This window comes from Bradyrhizobium sp. 155, assembly GCF_023101105.1.
Lineage (GTDB): Bacteria > Pseudomonadota > Alphaproteobacteria > Rhizobiales > Xanthobacteraceae > Bradyrhizobium > Bradyrhizobium canariense_D.
Map to the genome: position 1 here is coordinate 4,118,139 of NZ_CP064704.1, position 17,168 is coordinate 4,135,306.

The 17,168-nt window shown below is 65.1% G+C and carries 15 protein-coding genes; 12 read left to right on the forward strand and 3 right to left on the reverse strand.

The annotated features are described in order from the left end of the window. Nucleotide 1 precedes the first annotated feature (1 nt). Nucleotides 2-2,299: an Rne/Rng family ribonuclease gene (locus tag IVA93_RS20110; RefSeq protein WP_346732325.1), complete on the forward strand. Its 2,298-nt coding sequence runs from the start codon at nt 2-4 to the stop codon at nt 2,297-2,299. A 64-nt stretch (nt 2,300-2,363) separates the two neighbouring features. Further along, complete coding sequence (locus IVA93_RS20115; RefSeq protein ID WP_204511082.1) at nt 2,364-3,596, forward strand: NAD(P)/FAD-dependent oxidoreductase; 1,233 nt, start codon at nt 2,364-2,366, stop codon at nt 3,594-3,596. Nucleotides 3,597-3,688: 92 nt separating this feature from the next. Here the strand turns inward: IVA93_RS20115 and IVA93_RS20120 are convergent, their stop codons facing one another. The 3 genes from IVA93_RS20120 to IVA93_RS20130 all read right to left on the reverse strand — a co-directional run bounded on the left by IVA93_RS20120 (nt 3,689) and on the right by IVA93_RS20130 (nt 6,937). Beyond that, a complete protein-coding gene (locus tag IVA93_RS20120; protein WP_018454476.1) occupies nt 3,689-5,023 on the reverse strand; it encodes a dicarboxylate/amino acid:cation symporter in 1,335 nt (444 codons plus the stop codon). 84 nt (nt 5,024-5,107) lie between these two features. After that, a complete protein-coding gene (locus tag IVA93_RS20125; RefSeq protein ID WP_247368886.1) occupies nt 5,108-5,662 on the reverse strand; it encodes a biotin transporter BioY in 555 nt (184 codons plus the stop codon). 87 nt (nt 5,663-5,749) lie between these two features. Next, nucleotides 5,750-6,937, reverse strand: coding sequence for a pyridoxal phosphate-dependent aminotransferase (locus IVA93_RS20130; RefSeq protein ID WP_247368571.1), 1,188 nt, complete (start codon nt 6,935-6,937; stop codon nt 5,750-5,752). A gap of 234 nt (nt 6,938-7,171) precedes the next feature. Between IVA93_RS20130 and IVA93_RS20135 the strand changes: the two genes are divergently transcribed. The 10 genes from IVA93_RS20135 to aat all read left to right on the forward strand — a co-directional run bounded on the left by IVA93_RS20135 (nt 7,172) and on the right by aat (nt 17,165). After that, nucleotides 7,172-8,575: a M48 family metalloprotease gene (locus IVA93_RS20135; protein WP_247390484.1), complete on the forward strand. Its 1,404-nt coding sequence runs from the start codon at nt 7,172-7,174 to the stop codon at nt 8,573-8,575. Between the two features lie 126 nt (nt 8,576-8,701). Then, complete coding sequence (locus IVA93_RS20140; protein ID WP_018454480.1) at nt 8,702-9,469, forward strand: DsbA family protein; 768 nt, start codon at nt 8,702-8,704, stop codon at nt 9,467-9,469. Nucleotides 9,470-9,734: 265 nt separating this feature from the next. After that, nucleotides 9,735-10,634: a DUF1236 domain-containing protein gene (locus tag IVA93_RS20145; RefSeq protein WP_247368576.1), complete on the forward strand. Its 900-nt coding sequence runs from the start codon at nt 9,735-9,737 to the stop codon at nt 10,632-10,634. 227 nt (nt 10,635-10,861) lie between these two features. Further along, on the forward strand, nt 10,862-11,329 hold the full coding sequence (aroQ, locus tag IVA93_RS20150; protein WP_247368578.1) for a type II 3-dehydroquinate dehydratase: 468 nt from the start codon (nt 10,862-10,864) through the stop codon (nt 11,327-11,329). 36 nt (nt 11,330-11,365) lie between these two features. Next, on the forward strand, nt 11,366-11,854 hold the full coding sequence (gene accB / locus IVA93_RS20155; RefSeq protein ID WP_007591611.1) for an acetyl-CoA carboxylase biotin carboxyl carrier protein: 489 nt from the start codon (nt 11,366-11,368) through the stop codon (nt 11,852-11,854). A 60-nt stretch (nt 11,855-11,914) separates the two neighbouring features. Next, nucleotides 11,915-13,273: an acetyl-CoA carboxylase biotin carboxylase subunit gene (gene accC / locus IVA93_RS20160; RefSeq protein ID WP_018454483.1), complete on the forward strand. Its 1,359-nt coding sequence runs from the start codon at nt 11,915-11,917 to the stop codon at nt 13,271-13,273. Nucleotides 13,274-13,379: 106 nt separating this feature from the next. After that, nucleotides 13,380-14,897: a sensor histidine kinase gene (locus tag IVA93_RS20165; RefSeq protein WP_018454484.1), complete on the forward strand. Its 1,518-nt coding sequence runs from the start codon at nt 13,380-13,382 to the stop codon at nt 14,895-14,897. Continuing rightward, entirely contained in the window at nt 14,894-15,334 is a 441-nt protein-coding gene (locus IVA93_RS20170; protein WP_018454485.1) for a response regulator, read from the forward strand. Before IVA93_RS20165 ends, IVA93_RS20170 begins: the two co-directional genes overlap by 4 nt. Continuing rightward, nucleotides 15,331-16,434: a sensor histidine kinase gene (locus IVA93_RS20175; protein WP_247368580.1), complete on the forward strand. Its 1,104-nt coding sequence runs from the start codon at nt 15,331-15,333 to the stop codon at nt 16,432-16,434. Before IVA93_RS20170 ends, IVA93_RS20175 begins: the two co-directional genes overlap by 4 nt. Before the next feature lie 50 nt (nt 16,435-16,484). Further along, the gene (aat, locus tag IVA93_RS20180; protein ID WP_247368582.1) at nt 16,485-17,165 is read left to right on the forward strand and encodes a leucyl/phenylalanyl-tRNA--protein transferase; all 681 of its coding nucleotides are present in this window, start codon (nt 16,485-16,487) and stop codon (nt 17,163-17,165) included. Nucleotides 17,166-17,168 lie beyond the last annotated feature (3 nt).

The window sequence follows — 17,168 nt, forward strand, 5'->3', positions numbered from 1 at the left end:
CGTGACATCGGCTACTGAGCCTGCCGACGCCGTGTACGCCGCAGGTGAGAGTGCGCAGGCTCCGCATCACGACTCCGAAGCGACGGCCGAGGATGACGACGAAGACGAGGACGACGAGGAAGCCGAAGAGGACGTCGTTGAATCCGTCGGCGGCGACGATGTGCTGGAGGAAGTGCCGGAGCGCACCTTCCGTCCCCGCCGCCAGTACAAGATCCAGGAAGTCATCAAGCGTCGCCAGGTGATGCTGGTGCAGGTCGTCAAGGAAGAGCGCGGCAACAAGGGCGCGGCGCTGACGACCTACCTCTCACTCGCCGGCCGTTATGCCGTCTTGATGCCGAACACCGCGCGCGGCGGCGGCATCAGCCGCAAGATCACGAGCGCGCAGGACCGTTCGCGCCTGAAGGAAGTGGTGCAGGATCTCGACGTACCCGAGGGCATGGGGATCATTCTGCGCACGGCGGGTGCCGCCCGCACCAAGCCCGAGATCAAGCGCGATTTCGAGTACCTGATCCGCATGTGGGAGACGGTGCGCGACATGACGCTGAAGTCGCAGGCCCCGACCCTCGTCTACGAGGAAGGCTCGCTGATCAAGCGCTCGCTGCGCGACCTCTACAATAAGGAGATCGACGAGATCCAGGTGGCGGGCGATGCCGGCTATCGCGAAGCGCGCGACTTCATGAAGATGTTGATGCCCGCCAATGTGAGCGCGGTGAGGCAGTATCGCGACGGCCAGCCGCTGTTCTCGCGGATGGGCGTCGAAAGCCAGCTGGATGCGATGTTCTCGCCGACCGTACAGTTGCGCTCCGGCGGCTACATCGTGATCAACCAGACCGAAGCGCTGGTCTCGATCGACGTCAACTCCGGCCGTTCGACGCGCGAGCATCATATCGAAGACACCGCGCTCAAGACCAATCTCGAGGCCTCCGAGGAGGTTGCGCGTCAGCTTCGGTTGCGCGACCTCGCCGGCCTGATCGTCATCGACTTCATCGACATGGACGAGAAGCGCAACAATCGCGCGGTCGAACGCAAGCTGTCCGATTGCCTCCGGCAGGACCGCGCGCGGATCCAGGTCGGACGCATCTCGCATTTCGGCCTGCTCGAGATGTCACGCCAGCGCATCCGCGCCAGCGTGCTGGAATCCTCGACCGATCCCTGCACGCATTGCGGCGGCACCGGCCATGTGCGCTCGGTTTCCTCGGTTGCGCTCCAATTGCTGCGCGGCCTCGAAGAGATCCTGATGAAGGGCGCAACCCACAATCTCGTGGTCCGCACCCGCACCGACGTCGCGCTCTATGTGCTGAACCACAAGCGGGGCCATCTGCGCGACCTCGAGAACGGTTTCAAGGTCACGTTGTCGGTCATCGCCGACCCGAGCGTCAGCGGACCGCAGGCCTATGTCATCGACCGCGGCGAGCAGGTGCATACGCTGGAAGCCGCCAAGGCTCTGCTGGCGGCCCAGGCGGCCGCAAGCCCGCCGCCCCTGGTCGAAGAGGCCTATGACGACGAGGAGTTCGATCCGGAGAGCGAATCCGAGGTCGAGACCGAGGAGACCGAAGGTCTCATCGAGGAGCAGACCGCAGGCGACGCCGCTACCGAGCAGGACAGCCAGCGCCGCAAGCGTCGCCGTCGCCGCCGCGGTCGCGGTGGTCCGCGGGACGAGGAGACGCGCGAGGATGGCGCGCCCGCTATTGCCGAGACGGCCATGGCGGCCGGCGAAGGCGAAGAGGATGCCGAGGCCGAACCGGAAGGCGAGGAAGGCGAGGAACAGGCAGCCCGTGGCGAGCAGCAGGGCAGCGCCGATCGCCGTCGCCGGCGTGGTCGCCGTGGTGGCCGCCGCCGTCGCGGTCCTGGCGAGGAAGGTCTCGCCGGCTCCATCAGCGACGAGCTTAGTGCCAATGCGCCGTCGGAAGCCACCAACGCAGTCGCCGATTTCGACAGTTTTGGCGGCGAGGCAGCGCCCTCGATCGCGCAGGCCGAGCACACGTCAGAACCTCAGGTCACCCAGCCTGAGCCGCGGGCCGAAGCACGGATTGAAGCAACGGCCCAGCCTGAGCCGGCTCCTTCGGCCGCGGACGAGGAGCACGCGGACGACAAGGCTGCACGACGCCGTTCGACGGTTCGGGAAAAGGTGAGCTTCCTGTCGAGCAGCCAGAGTGAACCGGCACCGGTTGCACAGGCGGCCGAGCCGGTTGCCCCGCCCACACCCGCTCCGGAGCCCGCGCCCGCAGCGGCAAGCGAAACCTCGCCCGCACCGCGTCGTGCCGGCTGGTGGTCCCGCCGCTTCGGCGGCGGCGAATAGAGCAACAAGATAGTTGAAACCGCCCGGCCAAACCGGGCGGTTTTGATTTGGCGAGGTCAGTTCAATGCAAAGCGCGATCGTCCTCGGCGGCGGCATGATCGGCGTCAGCGCGGCGCTGCACCTGCAGCAGCGTGGCTGGTCCGTCACGCTGATCGACCGCAGAGAGCCGGGCCGAGAGACCAGCTACGGCAATGCCGGCATGATCCAGGCGGAAGCGGTGCGCCCCTACCCGATGCCGCGCGACCTCGCCACGCTCCTGAAGATCGCGACCGGCCGCACCAACGACGTGCGTTACAGCCTGTCTTCGCTTCATCTCCATATCGAGCCCCTGCTTCGCTATTGGTGGCATTCGGCGCCGAAGCGGCATCGTGAGGCGATCGACGCCTGGGCGCGGCTGATCGCCTACGCGACGGCGGAGCACGACATCCTCATTCGCGAAGCCCACGCCGACAATCTGATCCGCCGCGCGGGATACCGGCACCTGCATCGCGACGCAGCTTCGTTCGATCTCGCCGTCAAGGCGGCGGAAGAAGACCAGCGCGAATTCGGCGTGAGGTTTCGTGCGCTCTCGGGCGCCGAGCTCGCCAAGGCCGAACCTGTCCTGCGCGACGACCTGCCCGGCGCGATCCATTGGCTCGACACCTGGACCGTGTCCGATCCCGGCGCGCTGGTCACGGCCTATGCCGATCTGTTCGAGCGCCTCGGCGGCACCATCGTGCTCGGTGATGCCCAAAGCCTGCAGCAGACCGCCACCGGCTGGTCGGTCAAGACAGACCATGGGCGCGTCGACGCCGCCCACGCCGTCGTGACGCTCGGGCCGTGGTCGCCCGATCTCCTGCTCAAATTCGGCTATCGCATCCCGCTGGTGCGCAAGCGCGGCTACCACATGCATTACAGCGGCGGCGCCTCGCTCGATCTGCCGCTGGTCGACAAGGCCGGTGGCTACGCCATGGGTCCGATGGCGAAGGGTCTCCGCATCACCACCGGCGCGGAGCTGACCGGCCTGGACGCGCTGGCAACGCCCGTGCAGCTCGCCAGCGCGGAAGCCTCCGCGCGCGAGCTGATCGACCTCGGCAAGCGGGTCGAGCCCGACCCATGGTTCGGCACCCGCCCCTGCACGCCCGACATGCTGCCGGTGCTCGGCCCCGCCCCACGCCATCCCGGCCTCTGGATGAACTTCGGCCACGGCCACCAGGGCTTTACGCTGGGACCCGCGACCGGGCGCCTGCTCGCGGAGATGATGAGCGGCGAAACGCCCGCGATCGATCCCACGCCGTACCGGCCGGAGCGGTTCTAAGCCCTCGCAGCGAAAGAAAAAGGGCTGATCGAGGATCTCGACCAGCCCTATTATTTCAACATCTGACGGCGCTCGGCACCGCCACATGCAGATCAGTCCGTCGTGACCGCCGTTTCCATGTCGGTCGGATCGATCTGCCGGGCGAGGTTGGCGTTGAGCTTGTCGCGATCGAGTTCGCCCTCCCACCAGGCGACGATCACGCAGGCAACACCGTTGCCGCACAGATTGGTCAGCGCGCGACACTCGCTCATGAACTTGTCGATGCCGAGCACGATCGCCATGCCCGGCACGAGGCGCGGATCGACCACGGCGAGCGTCGCCGCCAGCGTGATGAAGCCCGCGCCCGTGATGCCGGAGGCGCCCTTCGAGGTCAGCATCGCCACCACCAGGATGGTGAGCTGCTGGCCGAAGGTGAGATCGAAGCCCAGCGCCTGCGCGATGAACAGCGTCGCCAGCGTCATGTAGATGTTGGTGCCGTCAAGATTGAACGAATAGCCCGTGGGCACCACGAGGCCGACCACCGACTTGGAGCAGCCGAGGCGCTCGAGCTTTTCCATCAAGGACGGCAACGCGCTTTCCGAGGACGAGGTGCCGAGCACAATCAGCAGCTCGTCCTTGATGTAGGCGAGGAACTTGAAGATGGAGAAGCCGGCGAAGCGCGCGATGATTCCGAGCACGACGAATACGAACAGCGCCGCGGTCAGGTAGAACGTCGCGATCAGGCCGACCAGGTTGAGGATCGCCCCGGTGCCGAACTTGCCGATGGTGTAGGCCATCGCGCCGAATGCACCGATCGGGGCTGCGCGCATCACGATGGAGATGACGCCGAACACCGCATGCGCGGCGTCGTCGATGAACGAGCGGATGGTGTGGCCACGTTCGCCGAGCCCCATGATGGCGAAGCCGAACAGCACCGAGAACAGCAGCACCTGCAGGATCTCGCCTTGCGCGAAGGCGCCGACGACGGTGTCCGGAATGATGTGCAGCACGAAGTCGACCGACTTCTGGCCTTCGGCCTGCTTGGCGTAGTTGGCGACGGCCTGCGCATTGGCGGCGGCACCGCCGAAGCCCGCACCCGGCTTCACCAGATTGCCGATGACTAGGCCGATCACCAGTGCGAAGGTCGAGACGATCTCGAAATAGACCAGCGCCTTGACGCCGATGCGGCCGACCTTCTTGGCGTCCTGGATATGGGCGATGCCCGAGACAACGGTGCAGAAGATGATCGGCGCGATCACCATCTTGATCAGCTTGATGAAGCCGTCGCCGAGTGCCTTGATCCACTCATTGGTGGCGACCGACGGCCAGAGCCAGCCGACGATGGCGCCGAGCACGATCGCGATCAGCACCTGGATATAAAGTACCTTGTACCACGGCTTGGCGGCGGGCGGCGCGACCGGCGCCCCCACCATCGTTGTCGTCGTCATTGTTTCACTCCCCCTCAAAACGCCAGGCCAGCCAAGATCAACTTGGCCGGCCCTGTCAATCGGAACTGCTCGATATTGCGCGCTTTACCCGCGTTCGACCACCCGGCGTATCGCCGGCATCAACGTCGCGCCCAGCGCGTTCTTGACCAGCGACGCCGCAACGAACGGCATCAGGCCGACCTGCCACGCCTTTGCGGCACCCAGGCCGAGACCGAAGGCCAGCCAGCCAAAGCCCGCGGCCAGAATGAGGATGTGGCCGGCCGCCATGGCCGCAAACAGCAGCGTTACGCTGCGATCCCAGCCGCGCTCGGCGAGCCAGCCGGTGACGAAGGCGGCGCCAATGAAGCCGAACAGATAGCCCGCGGTCGGGCCCACCAGCGGTGCAATTCCACCAACGGGGCCGGCGAACACCGGCAGGCCCATTGCACCCTCGGCGAGGTAGGCGATCATGGTTGCGCTGCCAAGCCGCCAGCCATAGGCGGCGCCGATCATCAACACGACCAGCGTCTGCAACGTCATGGGGACGTAAGGCAGCGGCAGGTTCACCTTGGCTGACAGCGCCATCAAGACGGTGCCGAGCGCAATCAGCACGACAGCGCGCAAGGCGCCGACGGTTTCACCCGGCCGGATCGGCCACATCAATGCGGCGAGAGGAGAATGCGTGGCGGTCGAGGGGACGGAACGGTCAGACAAGTTGCACTCCAGAAGGCGGGCGAAAACTGGCGGCTATTTAAGCCAGTGAGCGATCCGGTCAACTGCTTCCCGCATCTCCGCAGCCGAACGCGCATAAGAGAGCCGTATGAATGAACGACCATGGATGGGATCGAAGTCGAGGCCCGGCGTGACCGCAACATGGGCCTGTTCGAGCATCTGCTTGGCGAACTCGAAACTGTCGGAGGTGAAATCCGAGACGTCCGCATAGAGATAGAACGCGCCGTCGGCCGGCAGAAATCTGGTCAGGCCGGCCTTGGGCAATCCCTCGATCAGGATGCGCCGGTTTTCCTGATAGCCGTGCTTGATCTCCTCCATCTCGGCCGCGCCGTCGAAGGCCGCTTCGGCCGCGATCTGCGACAGCGACGGCACCGAGATCGACAGGTTCTGCTGCAGCCGTTCGATCGGCCGCACCAGAATCTCGGGCACGACCATCCAGCCGACGCGCCAGCCCGTCATGCAGAAATACTTCGAGAACGAGTTGATCACGAGCGCGTGGTCCGACAGCGCCGCAGCCGTCACGGCGGGAAACGCGTAGTCGAGCCCATGATAGATCTCGTCCGAGATGAAACGGATGCCCGCGTCCTCCGCCGCAGCGATCAGGCCGGCGAGCGCCTCGCGGGACATCATCGTCCCGGTCGGATTGGCGGGACTGCCGACCAGCACGCCCTTCAGCGGCGCCTTGCGATGGGCGGCCAGCAGCGCCTCGCCCGTCAGCGCATGGCGGGTCTCGTTCGTGGTCTCGATCAGCACCGGCTCGCAGCCGAGCGCGGTAAGGATATGACGGTACGGCGGATAACCCGGCACCGTCACGGCAACGCGGTCGCCCGGCTCGAACATCGCCAGGAAAGCCAGAATGAACGCGCCGGAGGAGCCGGTGGTCACTACGACCCGCTCGGGGCTGACGTCACAGCCATAGGCATCGCGATAATGCCGCGCGATGCGCTCGCGCAAGGAGGGGATGCCGAGCGCTGAGGTATAGTCGATCCGCCCGGCCTCGAGCGCCACATGGGCGGCTGCAATCGCGGTCTTAGGCGCGCCGGCGGCGGGCTGGCCAACCTCCATGTGGATGACATGGCCCCCGGCCGCCTCGATTCGGGCCGCCGCGGCCATCACGTCCATCACCATGAACGGGGGAACATCGCTGCGGCGGGAGGCCGCGAGCCACTGCCCCAACCGGTTCCTCAAGGTCGCATCGTGCATCGATTTCTGCTATTCGCTGGCGGGGCCGATCCGTCCGACCCGGGAAAAACGGGGTGCTTGCGCCCCAGACTGGCCGCATTGTACGGCTCATAAGGGGAACGGCTCAAAAGGGCATATCGCGTATCCGGTCCGCCGCCAATCGCCAAAACCAATCACGAAACTGCTCGACCAAGACTGCTCGACCAAGAATGCTTGACCAGCCTGCTGATAAGACCGTTTGACCCAGACCGCTTGATGTTGTTCCAGATCGCATTGCGCAAGAAGGCCACCGCCCTCATCTCCCTCCTCGCGGCGGCTGCGATCGCGCTGACGCCGTTCTCGGCCGCGCATGCGCAGGCCAAGGGGCCGCCGGTCCTGCGCGACACCGAAACCGAGCAGCTGCTGCGCGAATACACCCGCCCGATCCTGCGCGTCGCCGGCCTGGAGAAGCAGAACATCCAGATGGTGATCGTCAACGAGGGCTCGTTCAACGCGTTCGTCGCCGATGGCCGCCGCATCTTCGTCAATTACGGCGCGATCCTCCAGTCGGAAACGCCAAACCAGATCATCGGCGTGCTCGCGCACGAGACCGGGCATCTGGCCGGCGGCCATTTGTCCAAGCTGCGCGAGCAGCTCGCCAACGCCCAGACGCAGATGATCATCGCCATGCTGCTCGGCGCCGGCGCGATGGCCGTGGGCAGCACCCGCGGCAGCGGCAGCGCCGGTAACAATGGCCTTGCCAATGCAGGAGCCGCCGCCCTCGCCGGCCCGCAGGAGATGATCCGCCGGACGCTGCTGTCCTATCAGCGCCAGCAGGAGGAGAACGCCGACCGCGCCGGCGTGAAATTCCTGACTGCGACCCAGCAGTCGCCCAGGGGCATGTACGAAACCTTCAAGCGCTTCACCAGCGAGAGCCTGTTCGCGGCGCGCGGCGCCGATCCCTATCTCCAGTCGCACCCGATGCCCGCCGAGCGCGTCGCTTCACTGCAGGAGTTCGCCAGCGCCAGCCCTTATTGGGACAAAAAGGACGATCCCGCGCTCCAGCTGCGCCACGACATGGTGCGCGCCAAGATCTCCGCCTTCATGGAGCGGCCGGAAACGGTGTACCGCCGCTATCCCCTGACCAACGACAGCATGCCGGCGCGCTATGCCCGCGCCATCAGCACCTATCTGCACGGGGATTTGCGCAGCGCGCTCACCCAGATCGACGCGCTGATCCAGGTCCAGCCCAACAACGCGTATTTTTACGAGGTGCGCGGCCAGGCCCTGCTGGAGGGCGGCAAGCCGGCGGAGGCGATCCCGGCCCTGCGCAAGGCCGTCGCACTTTCGAACAACGCGCCCCTCATCGAGATGTTACTTGGGCAGGCTCTGGTTGGGTCCGATAATAAGGCCTACACCGATGACGCCGTTCGGATTCTCCGGGCCGCGGTCGCACGGGAACCGGAGGCCGTGCTCGGCTACATGCAGCTCGCGATGGCGTATGGCCGGAAAGGCGACTATGCCGAGGCGGATCTGGCGTCGGCGCAGGCCGCCTATCTGCGCGGCGACAACAAGACCGCCCGCGAGCTTGCGACGCGCGCGAAAACCCGTTTCGCCGTCGGCACGCCCGGATGGGTCAAGGCCGACGACATCGTGGCGTCGAAACCGCCGCGCAACTGACAAGACCAAGACGATCTTACAAGACGACGCCTTACGCCACGACGCCTTACGAAACGACGTCACGACACCGAGCTTAAGTCCGCCGGGACGTTTTCCGAAACCTGCTTTGGATAAGAGGATTTGCCTATGCCTTCGCTGCGCCTGCTTGCTCCCGCGCTGTTTGCGCTCGCCATGTTCGGCGCAGCCGCGCCCGCGTCGGCCGACAGCTTCTCCGATGCCCAGCGCACGGACATCGAGGCGATCATCAAGAACTATCTCGTCACCCATCCCGAGGTGCTCGAGGAAGCGATGACCGAGCTCACCAAGCGCCAGGCCGCGGCGGAGACGCAGAAACACGAGGCCAGCGTCGCTCAGAATTCCGATGCGATCTTCAACTCACCGCGCCAGGTCGTGCTCGGCAACAAGGACGGCGACGTCACCTTCGTCGAGTTCTTCGACTACAATTGCGGCTACTGCAAGCGCGCGATGGACGACATGCTCACCCTCATGAAGGCCGATCCGAAGCTGAAGGTGGTGCTGAAGGAGTTTCCGGTACTGAGCCAGGGCTCGGTCGAAGCGGCCCAGGTCGCCGTCGCGGTGCGCATGCAGGATCCCTCCGGCAAGAAGTACCTCGACTTCCACCAGAAGCTGCTCGGCGGTCGTGGCGCGGCCGACAAGGCGCGCGCACTTCAGGCGGCCAAGGAAGCTGGCCTCGACACCGCTCGAATCGAGAAGGACATCGGCAGCGCCGAGGTGCGCAGCACCATCGAGGAGAACTTCAAGCTCGCCGAAGCAATGGGCATGAACGGCACGCCGAGCTACGTGATCGGCAAGCAGATCGTTGTCGGCGCCGTCGGCGTCGATAGCCTGAAGGAAAAGATCGCTGTGGCCCGCTGCGGCAAGGCGACCTGTTAAAAAGGCGACCTGCTAACAAGGCGACTTGCTAACAAGGCGACTTGCTGATCAGCGATCTGACTGATCAGCGATCTGCTCTACAACTTCACGCATGCAAAAGGCCGGCTGAAAAGCCGGCCTTTTCATTGCGCCGAAATTTGGCGCGCGCATTCATCTGGCATTCAACAAACAAAAGCCTCGGAACCACCGAAGTTCCGGAACAACTCAAATCTCCTTTCGTTGTCGGCGCGGGCAATGACGCAAATGAACCCGTGAGGAGAATTCCATGTCTAACCGCTTTATGATCTCGGTTGCCACACTCGCGCTCGTCGCGGGCACCGGTCTGGCGAACGCACAGGGCACCATGAACCGCGACAGCGGTGGCGGCGCCGGTGGTGCGCAGACGCAGCATTCGCAGCCCTCCGGCGGCGCCGCCGAACGCGGCGGCTCGATGGGTAAGGAATCCGCCCATGAGAAGGGCACCGTCGGCCAGGCCGGCGGCTCCAGCAGCATGAAGTCCGGCACGTCCGCCGAGGACAAATCCTCCGGCGCAACAAAGGACGAGCACTCCGGCCGCGAGATGAACAAGAACGCGGCTGAGGACAAGTCCGGCGCCACCAAGGGCCAGCACACCGACGAACGCGCGCAGGGTCAGCAGGACAAGTCCAAGAGCATGAGTCAGGACACGAGCAAGTCCGGCGCCAAGGACCAGAAGGACGTGAAGGCTGAGGGCGCCAAGAGCGGCACCAGCAGCACCAACAATGCCGAGAACCAGAAGGGTACCGAGACGCGCACCAACCAGAACGCTCAGGGCCAGACCGGCACCAGCACCAACCAGAACGCGCAGGGTCAGACCGGCACCAGCTCCAACCAGAACGCGCAGGGTCAGAGCAGCACCAACACGACGGTCGGTCAGGCCGGCGCGGGCGCCAAGCTCTCGACCGAGCAACGCACGCAGATCACCTCGGTGATCCGCGAGGAGCACGTGCGTCCGGTGACCAACGTGAACTTCTCGATCTCGGTCGGCACCCGCATTCCGCGCGAGGGTATTGAGCTGCACACCCTGCCGTCCCGCGTCGTGACGATCTATCCGGAATGGCGGACCTATCGCTACGTCCTGGTCAAGGATGAGATCGTGATCGTGAATCCGGACACCTATGAGATCGTGGCTGTCCTGAACACGTAAGACGATACCCGGCAACCATCGGGGGCGGGCAGCAATGCCCGCCCCTTTGCCGTTCGGCCGGCAGCCATGCTTCGGACTGGTTAACAAGCAATTTCCGTAGCTTCCACACAGATTTTTGCACCCCGGATGAGGTATCTGAAGCCACCTCGGAGGTCCTTCAAGGCTTCCCCTCACGCGCTTTGTTACCTATAACCCCGCCACGCTGAAGCAGCTCTTGCGGGATTGGAATGGCCGAACCAGCAACCGACACGATCCTTGTCCTGAACGGGCCGAACCTCAACATGTTGGGGACGCGCGAGCCCGAGAAGTACGGGCATGCGTCGCTGGCCGACGTCGAGGCGCTGTGCCGGGTGACGGCGGCGACGTTCGGCCTCAAGGCCGACTGCCGGCAGTCCAACCGCGAAGGCGAGCTGATCGACTTCATCCACGAGGCACACGCCCGCAAGATGAAGGGCATCATCATCAATGCCGGCGGCTATTCGCACACGTCGATCGCGCTGCACGACGCGCTGCTCGCGGTGCAGATCCCGACGGTCGAAGTGCACGTCACCAACATCCACGCCCGCGAGAATTTCCGTCATCACTCCTACACCGCGCGCGCGGCCTTCGCCTCCCTCTGCGGTTTCGGCGTCGAGGGCTATCGCCTCGCCATCCAGGGCCTTGCCGCCAAGCTCGGCATCAAGCCCAAAGCCTGACGCTCCCCTTCACACAGAACATTCGGATCAAACAACATGGCGCGCCAGCCAGACGACAAAGCAGCCGCAAAGTTTTCCAGCGAGGATTCTGCCCTCGTCCGCGAGCTCGCCTTGCTGCTCGATGAGACCAGCCTCACCGAAATCGAGATCGAGCGTGCCGGCCTGCGCCTGCGAGTCGCCCGCAATATCAGCGTCGCCGCGACCATGCCGATGCAGATGGCAGCTGCCCCCGCCGCGCTCCCGGCGGCCGCAGCTGCCGCCGCGCCTGCCGCTGCCGACCTGTCGAAGCATCCCGGCGCCGTGACCTCGCCGATGGTCGGCACCGCCTATTGGGCGCCGGAGCCCGGCGCCAAGCCGTTCATCGAGGTCGGCAGCAAGGTCTCGGTCGGCCAGACGCTGCTGATCATCGAAGCCATGAAGACCATGAACCAGATCCCCTCGCCGCGCGCCGGCACGGTGACGCAGATCGTGATCGAGGACGGCCAGCCGGTCGAGTACGGCGAGCCGCTCGTGATCATTGAGTGACGTTCGAGGGCGGTCTCATCGCCCTCGCCGCTTTCCGCGCGTCAGTCCAATAAGGACACCATGTTCGACAAGATCCTCATAGCCAATCGCGGCGAGATCGCCCTTCGCATCCTCAGGGCCTGCAAGGAGCTCGGGATCGCGACCGTCGCCGTGCATTCAACCGCCGACGCCGACGCCATGCATGTGCGCCTGTCGGACGAGAGCGTGTGCATCGGGCCGCCGGCCTCCAAGGACAGCTATCTCAACGTGCCCGCGCTGCTCGCGGCCTGCGAGATCACCGGGGCCGATGCCGTGCATCCCGGCTACGGCTTCCTGTCGGAGAACGCGCGCTTCGCCGAAATCCTCGCTGAGCATAATCTGCATTTCATCGGCCCGAAGGCCGAGCACATCCGCCTGATGGGCGACAAAATCGAGGCCAAGAGGACCGCCAAGAAGCTCGGCATTCCCGTGGTGCCCGGCTCCGACGGAGGGGTCGGCCCCAACGACGACGCGATGGCGATCGCCAGGAAGATCGGCTTCCCCGTGCTGGTCAAAGCCGCGGCGGGCGGCGGCGGCCGCGGCATGAAGGTGGCCGAGAGCGAGGCCGATCTTCAGGTCGCGCTGTCGACGGCCGCCAACGAGGCCAAATCCGCCTTCGGCGATGCTTCCGTCTACCTCGAGAAATATCTGCAGAAGCCGCGTCACATCGAGATCCAGATCCTCGGCGACGGCCGCGGCGGCGCGATTCATCTTGGCGAACGCGACTGCTCGCTGCAGCGACGCCACCAGAAGGTCTGGGAGGAAGGCCCCTCGCCCGTGCTGACCGCGGCCGCACGCGCCAAGATCGGCGAGACCTGCGCCAAGGCGATGCGCGAGATGAAATATCTCGGCGTCGGCACGATCGAGTTCCTGTTCGAGGACGGCGAGTTCTACTTCATCGAGATGAACACCCGCATCCAGGTCGAGCATCCCGTCACCGAGAGCATCACCGACATCGACCTCGTGCTGGAGCAGATCCGCATCGCCGCCGGCGGCGACCTGCCGGCGAGGCAGGACGAGGTCCAGGTCATCGGCCACGCGATCGAGTGCCGCATCAACGCCGAGAATCCGCAGACCTTTCGTCCTTCGCCCGGCCGCATCACGCAATATCACCCGCCCGGGGGGCTCGGCGTGCGGATCGATTCCGCAGTCTATCAGGGCTATACGATCCCGCCTTATTACGACTCGCTGGTCGGCAAGCTGATCGTGCACGGCAAGACCCGCGGCGAGTGCCTGATGCGGCTGCGCCGGGCGCTGGACGAGATGGTGGTCGAGGGCATCGAGACCACCCTGCCGCTGTTCCGCGCTCTGGTGCGCGAAGACGACATCATCAACGGCGACTATCACATCCACTGGCTGGAACAATATCTCGCCAACAAGGCGGAACCCGCCCCGAAGTAGCCGTCCTTTCCCGTGGAACCCTTTGGCCCCAATCGCGTTTGGCACGATGGGGACAGTTCCGAGGGGGCGTTTTGAAGTCCGGCAAGCCTGATCGAGCGAGACCGTCGTGATCGCTGACGCGCAGCGGCGGCGTAGATTCTGGCAGATCCTGCTGTTCGCAGCCGGTCTCATGGTGCTGACCGTGATCAGCGCCGGCTCCGTCTACCTCGTCAACAAGGCGAGAGACGACAGCAAATGGGTGATTCACACCATCGAGGCGGAGAACCAGATCAACGCCCTCCTGCTGGAAATCCGCCGCGCCGAGAGCACCGCCCGGGGTTACCTTCTGACACAAGGCGAGGATTTCAAGGTCGACCATGACAAGGCCGTGGCGGCCATCGTCCCGGCTCTCGACAGGCTCACGCGCCTGATCGGCGACAATCCGGAGCAACGCCAAAGCATCGAGAAGCTGAGCGCGGCGATCGAGACTAGGCTCGGCCAGTTCGTGCAGGAGATGGACTTCATCCGGCGCGGCGAGCCGGAGAAGGCCGCAGCGCTGGTCCGCGAGATCGCCTCCACGGACACCACGGCCGCGATCGCCAATGTCGCGACCGGGATGATTCAGGAGGAGGAACGGCTGTTCCGGCTGCGAACGGTCAATTCGGACCGCAGCCAGACCCTGGCCGCGTCGATGACCGGCATCGGCTCCGGCCTCGTCGTGCTGCTGGCCCTGATCTCGATCTGGCTGGTGCGGCGCTCGGCCCTTGCCCGCGACGATGCCGAGGCGCGCCTGCGCGATGCCAATGTCAATCTGGAGGGCGTGGTCGACGAACGCACGGCCGATCTGCGCGAAGCCAACAACGAGATCCAGCGCTTTGCCTATATCGTCAGCCACGATCTGCGCTCGCCACTCGTCAACATCATGGGCTTCACCAGCGAGCTCGAAGAGCTCGGCGGCGACATTTTCCGCCGTATCGGCAGCCTCACCCATGTCCCGGCCGACGGGCCGCCGTTGCCGGACGGCGAGATCGCGCTCGAAGGTCCGGACAAGCAGCTGTCAGAGGATTTTTCCGAAGCGCTGGGCTTCATCAAGTCGTCGATCGCCAAGATGGACCGCCTGATCTCGGCGATCCTCAATCTCACCCGCGAGGGCCGGCGCGAGTTCCAGCCGGAAAAGATCGACACGCGCGAGCTGATCGAAGCGATCGTATCGACGCTGGCGCATCAGGCCGCCGAAGCGCAGGCCGAGATCCACGTCGCGCCGCTGCCGGATCTCGTCAGCGACCGCCTGGCGCTGGAGCAGATCTTCTCCAATCTGATCGACAACGCCATCAAATATCTCAAGCCCGGCGTCCCCGGCGAGATCAGAATCCGCGGGCGCACCAAGCTCGGCTACGCTATCTTCGAGATCAGCGATAACGGCCGCGGCATCGACGCCAAGGACCACCAGCGGATCTTCGACCTGTTTCGCCGCGCCGGAACCCAGGACAAGCCCGGTCAGGGCATCGGTCTTGCGCATGTGCGTGCACTTGTGCGTCGCCTCGGCGGCACCATGTCGGTATCATCGGAACTGAATACGGGCAGCACGTTCACCATCACGCTGCCCATCACCTGGAACGCCAGCAACCGGAACGCGGATCAATGACTCAACCCGTCACCATCATCATGATCGAGGACGACGAGGGCCACGCGCGGCTGATCGAGCGGAACATCCGGAGGTCCGGCGTCAACAACGAGATCATCTCCTTTGCCAACGGCACTGAGGCGATGAAGCACCTGTTCGGGCCCGACGGCAGCGGGCTCGTGCAAAAAGGCAATGCGCTCCTGATCCTGCTCGATCTCAACCTCCCCGACATGACCGGGATCGACATTTTGAAGCAGATCAAGGAGAACAAATACCTGAAGGCCTCGCCCGTGGTGGTGCTGACCACCACCGACGATTCCCAGGAAATCAAACGCTGCTACGAGCTCGGCTGCAACGTCTACATCACCAAGCCCGTGAACTACGAGAATTTCGCCAATGCCATCCGGCAGCTCGGCTTGTTCTTCTCGGTCATCCAGGTCCCGCCCGCCGCCCCATGAATCAACGTACGCCCACACTGCTCTACATCGACGATGACGGGGCGCTGGCGCGCTTGGTCGATCGCGGCCTGACACGGCGCGGCTACAAGGTCGTTCACGCCGCAAGCGGCGAGGAAGGCCTCGAGCACATCCGCCGCGCGGCCACGACCGGCGGTATCGACGTCGTGGCGCTCGACCAATACATGCCCGGCCTCGACGGACTGGAAACGCTGGAGCAGATCATGGCGATCCCGGGCGCCCCGCCGGTGGTCTTCGTCACGGCGTCGCAGGATTCCAGCATCGCGGTGACGGCGCTGAAGGCGGGCGCGGCCGATTATCTCGTCAAGGACGTCAAGGGCGACTTCATTCCCCTGCTTCACGTCGCGGCCGATGGCGCGCTGCGCCAGGCCGAATTGCAGAAGGCGCGCGAGGAAGCCGAAGCCGAGATCCATGCCTCGCGCGACCGCTACGCTGCTCTTGCAGCCGAACGCGAGCTGCTATTGCGCGAGGTCAACCACCGCGTCGGCAACTCGCTGCAGATCATCGCCTCCCTCCTGCACCTGCAGGCCAGCTCCGCCGCGCAGGACGAGGTCAAGGCTGCGTTGACCAATGCGATGGGCCGCGTGGCCGCAGTCGCGCAAGTGCACCGCCGCCTCTACACCTCGCAAGACCTGAAGAGCGTGGTCCTGAACCAGTATCTGGACTCGCTGCTCGAGGATCTGCGCCGCTCGGCCGAGGGCAACCGGATGTCGCGCCTGACGCTGAAGGCCGAACCGATCGAGATCGATCCGGACCGTGCAGTCGCCGTCGGCATCATCGTCAACGAGCTGGTGATGAACGCGGTAAAATACGCCTACCCTGACGGCGCCGGCCCGATTCATGTGGAGCTGACCTCGCAGGGCGACGATCTCCTGCTGTCGATCAGCGACGATGGCGTCGGCGACAACGTCAAGGCCGATCCGCGCTCCACCGGCATGGGGCAGCGTATCGTCGCAGCCATGGCCAGCAAGCTCGACGCTTCGGTCGAGCGCGACCCCAACCATTCCGGAACCCGCGTCATGTTGATGTTCCGCCGTGTCCCGGCTGCCGCCGGCAAGCCGGCTACTGCCGCAGCGAACTGATCCGCACCGCCCATCGCAAGCGCCTTGCGATCCTGCTATTATGGCGCGCCATGACTTCGCGCGACTCTGCCCCGTCTGAAATCACGCCAGCCGTGCTGCTGCGCGCCTATGCCTGCGGCATCTTTCCGATGGCTGAAAGCGCCGATGATCCGACCCTGTTCTGGGTCGAGCCGGAGTTGCGCGGGGTCATCCCGCTCGACGGATTTCGCGTGGCCTCGCGGCTCGCGCGCACCGTGCGTTCGGATTCATTCCGCGTCACCGTTAATACCGCCTTCAAGGCCACGATCGCCGGCTGCGCCGCACCCCAAGCCGGGCGCGAGGACACCTGGATCAACAAGCGCATCCGCGACCTCTATGGCGGGCTGTACGAGCTCGGCCATTGCCACAGCGTCGAGGCCTGGCAGGGCGAGGACCTCGTCGGCGGCCTTTACGGCGTCAGCCTGGGCCGGGCTTTTTTCGGCGAAAGCATGTTCCACACCGCACGCGATGCCTCCAAGGTCGCATTGGTGCATCTGCTCGCGCGGCTCATCCATGGCGGCTTCGAGCTGCTCGACACCCAATATGTCACCGAACACCTGAAGAGTTTTGGCGCGGCCGAGATTTCGCGGCGGCGCTACACCGCGCTGCTCGACAAGGCGCTCGCGGGCGAGCCTGGCGATTTCCTGAGGCTCTCGGCCGGCGAAGCGATCCCGGGCGCGCGCGCGCTCGAGATCATCGCTGCGCGGCAATAATCA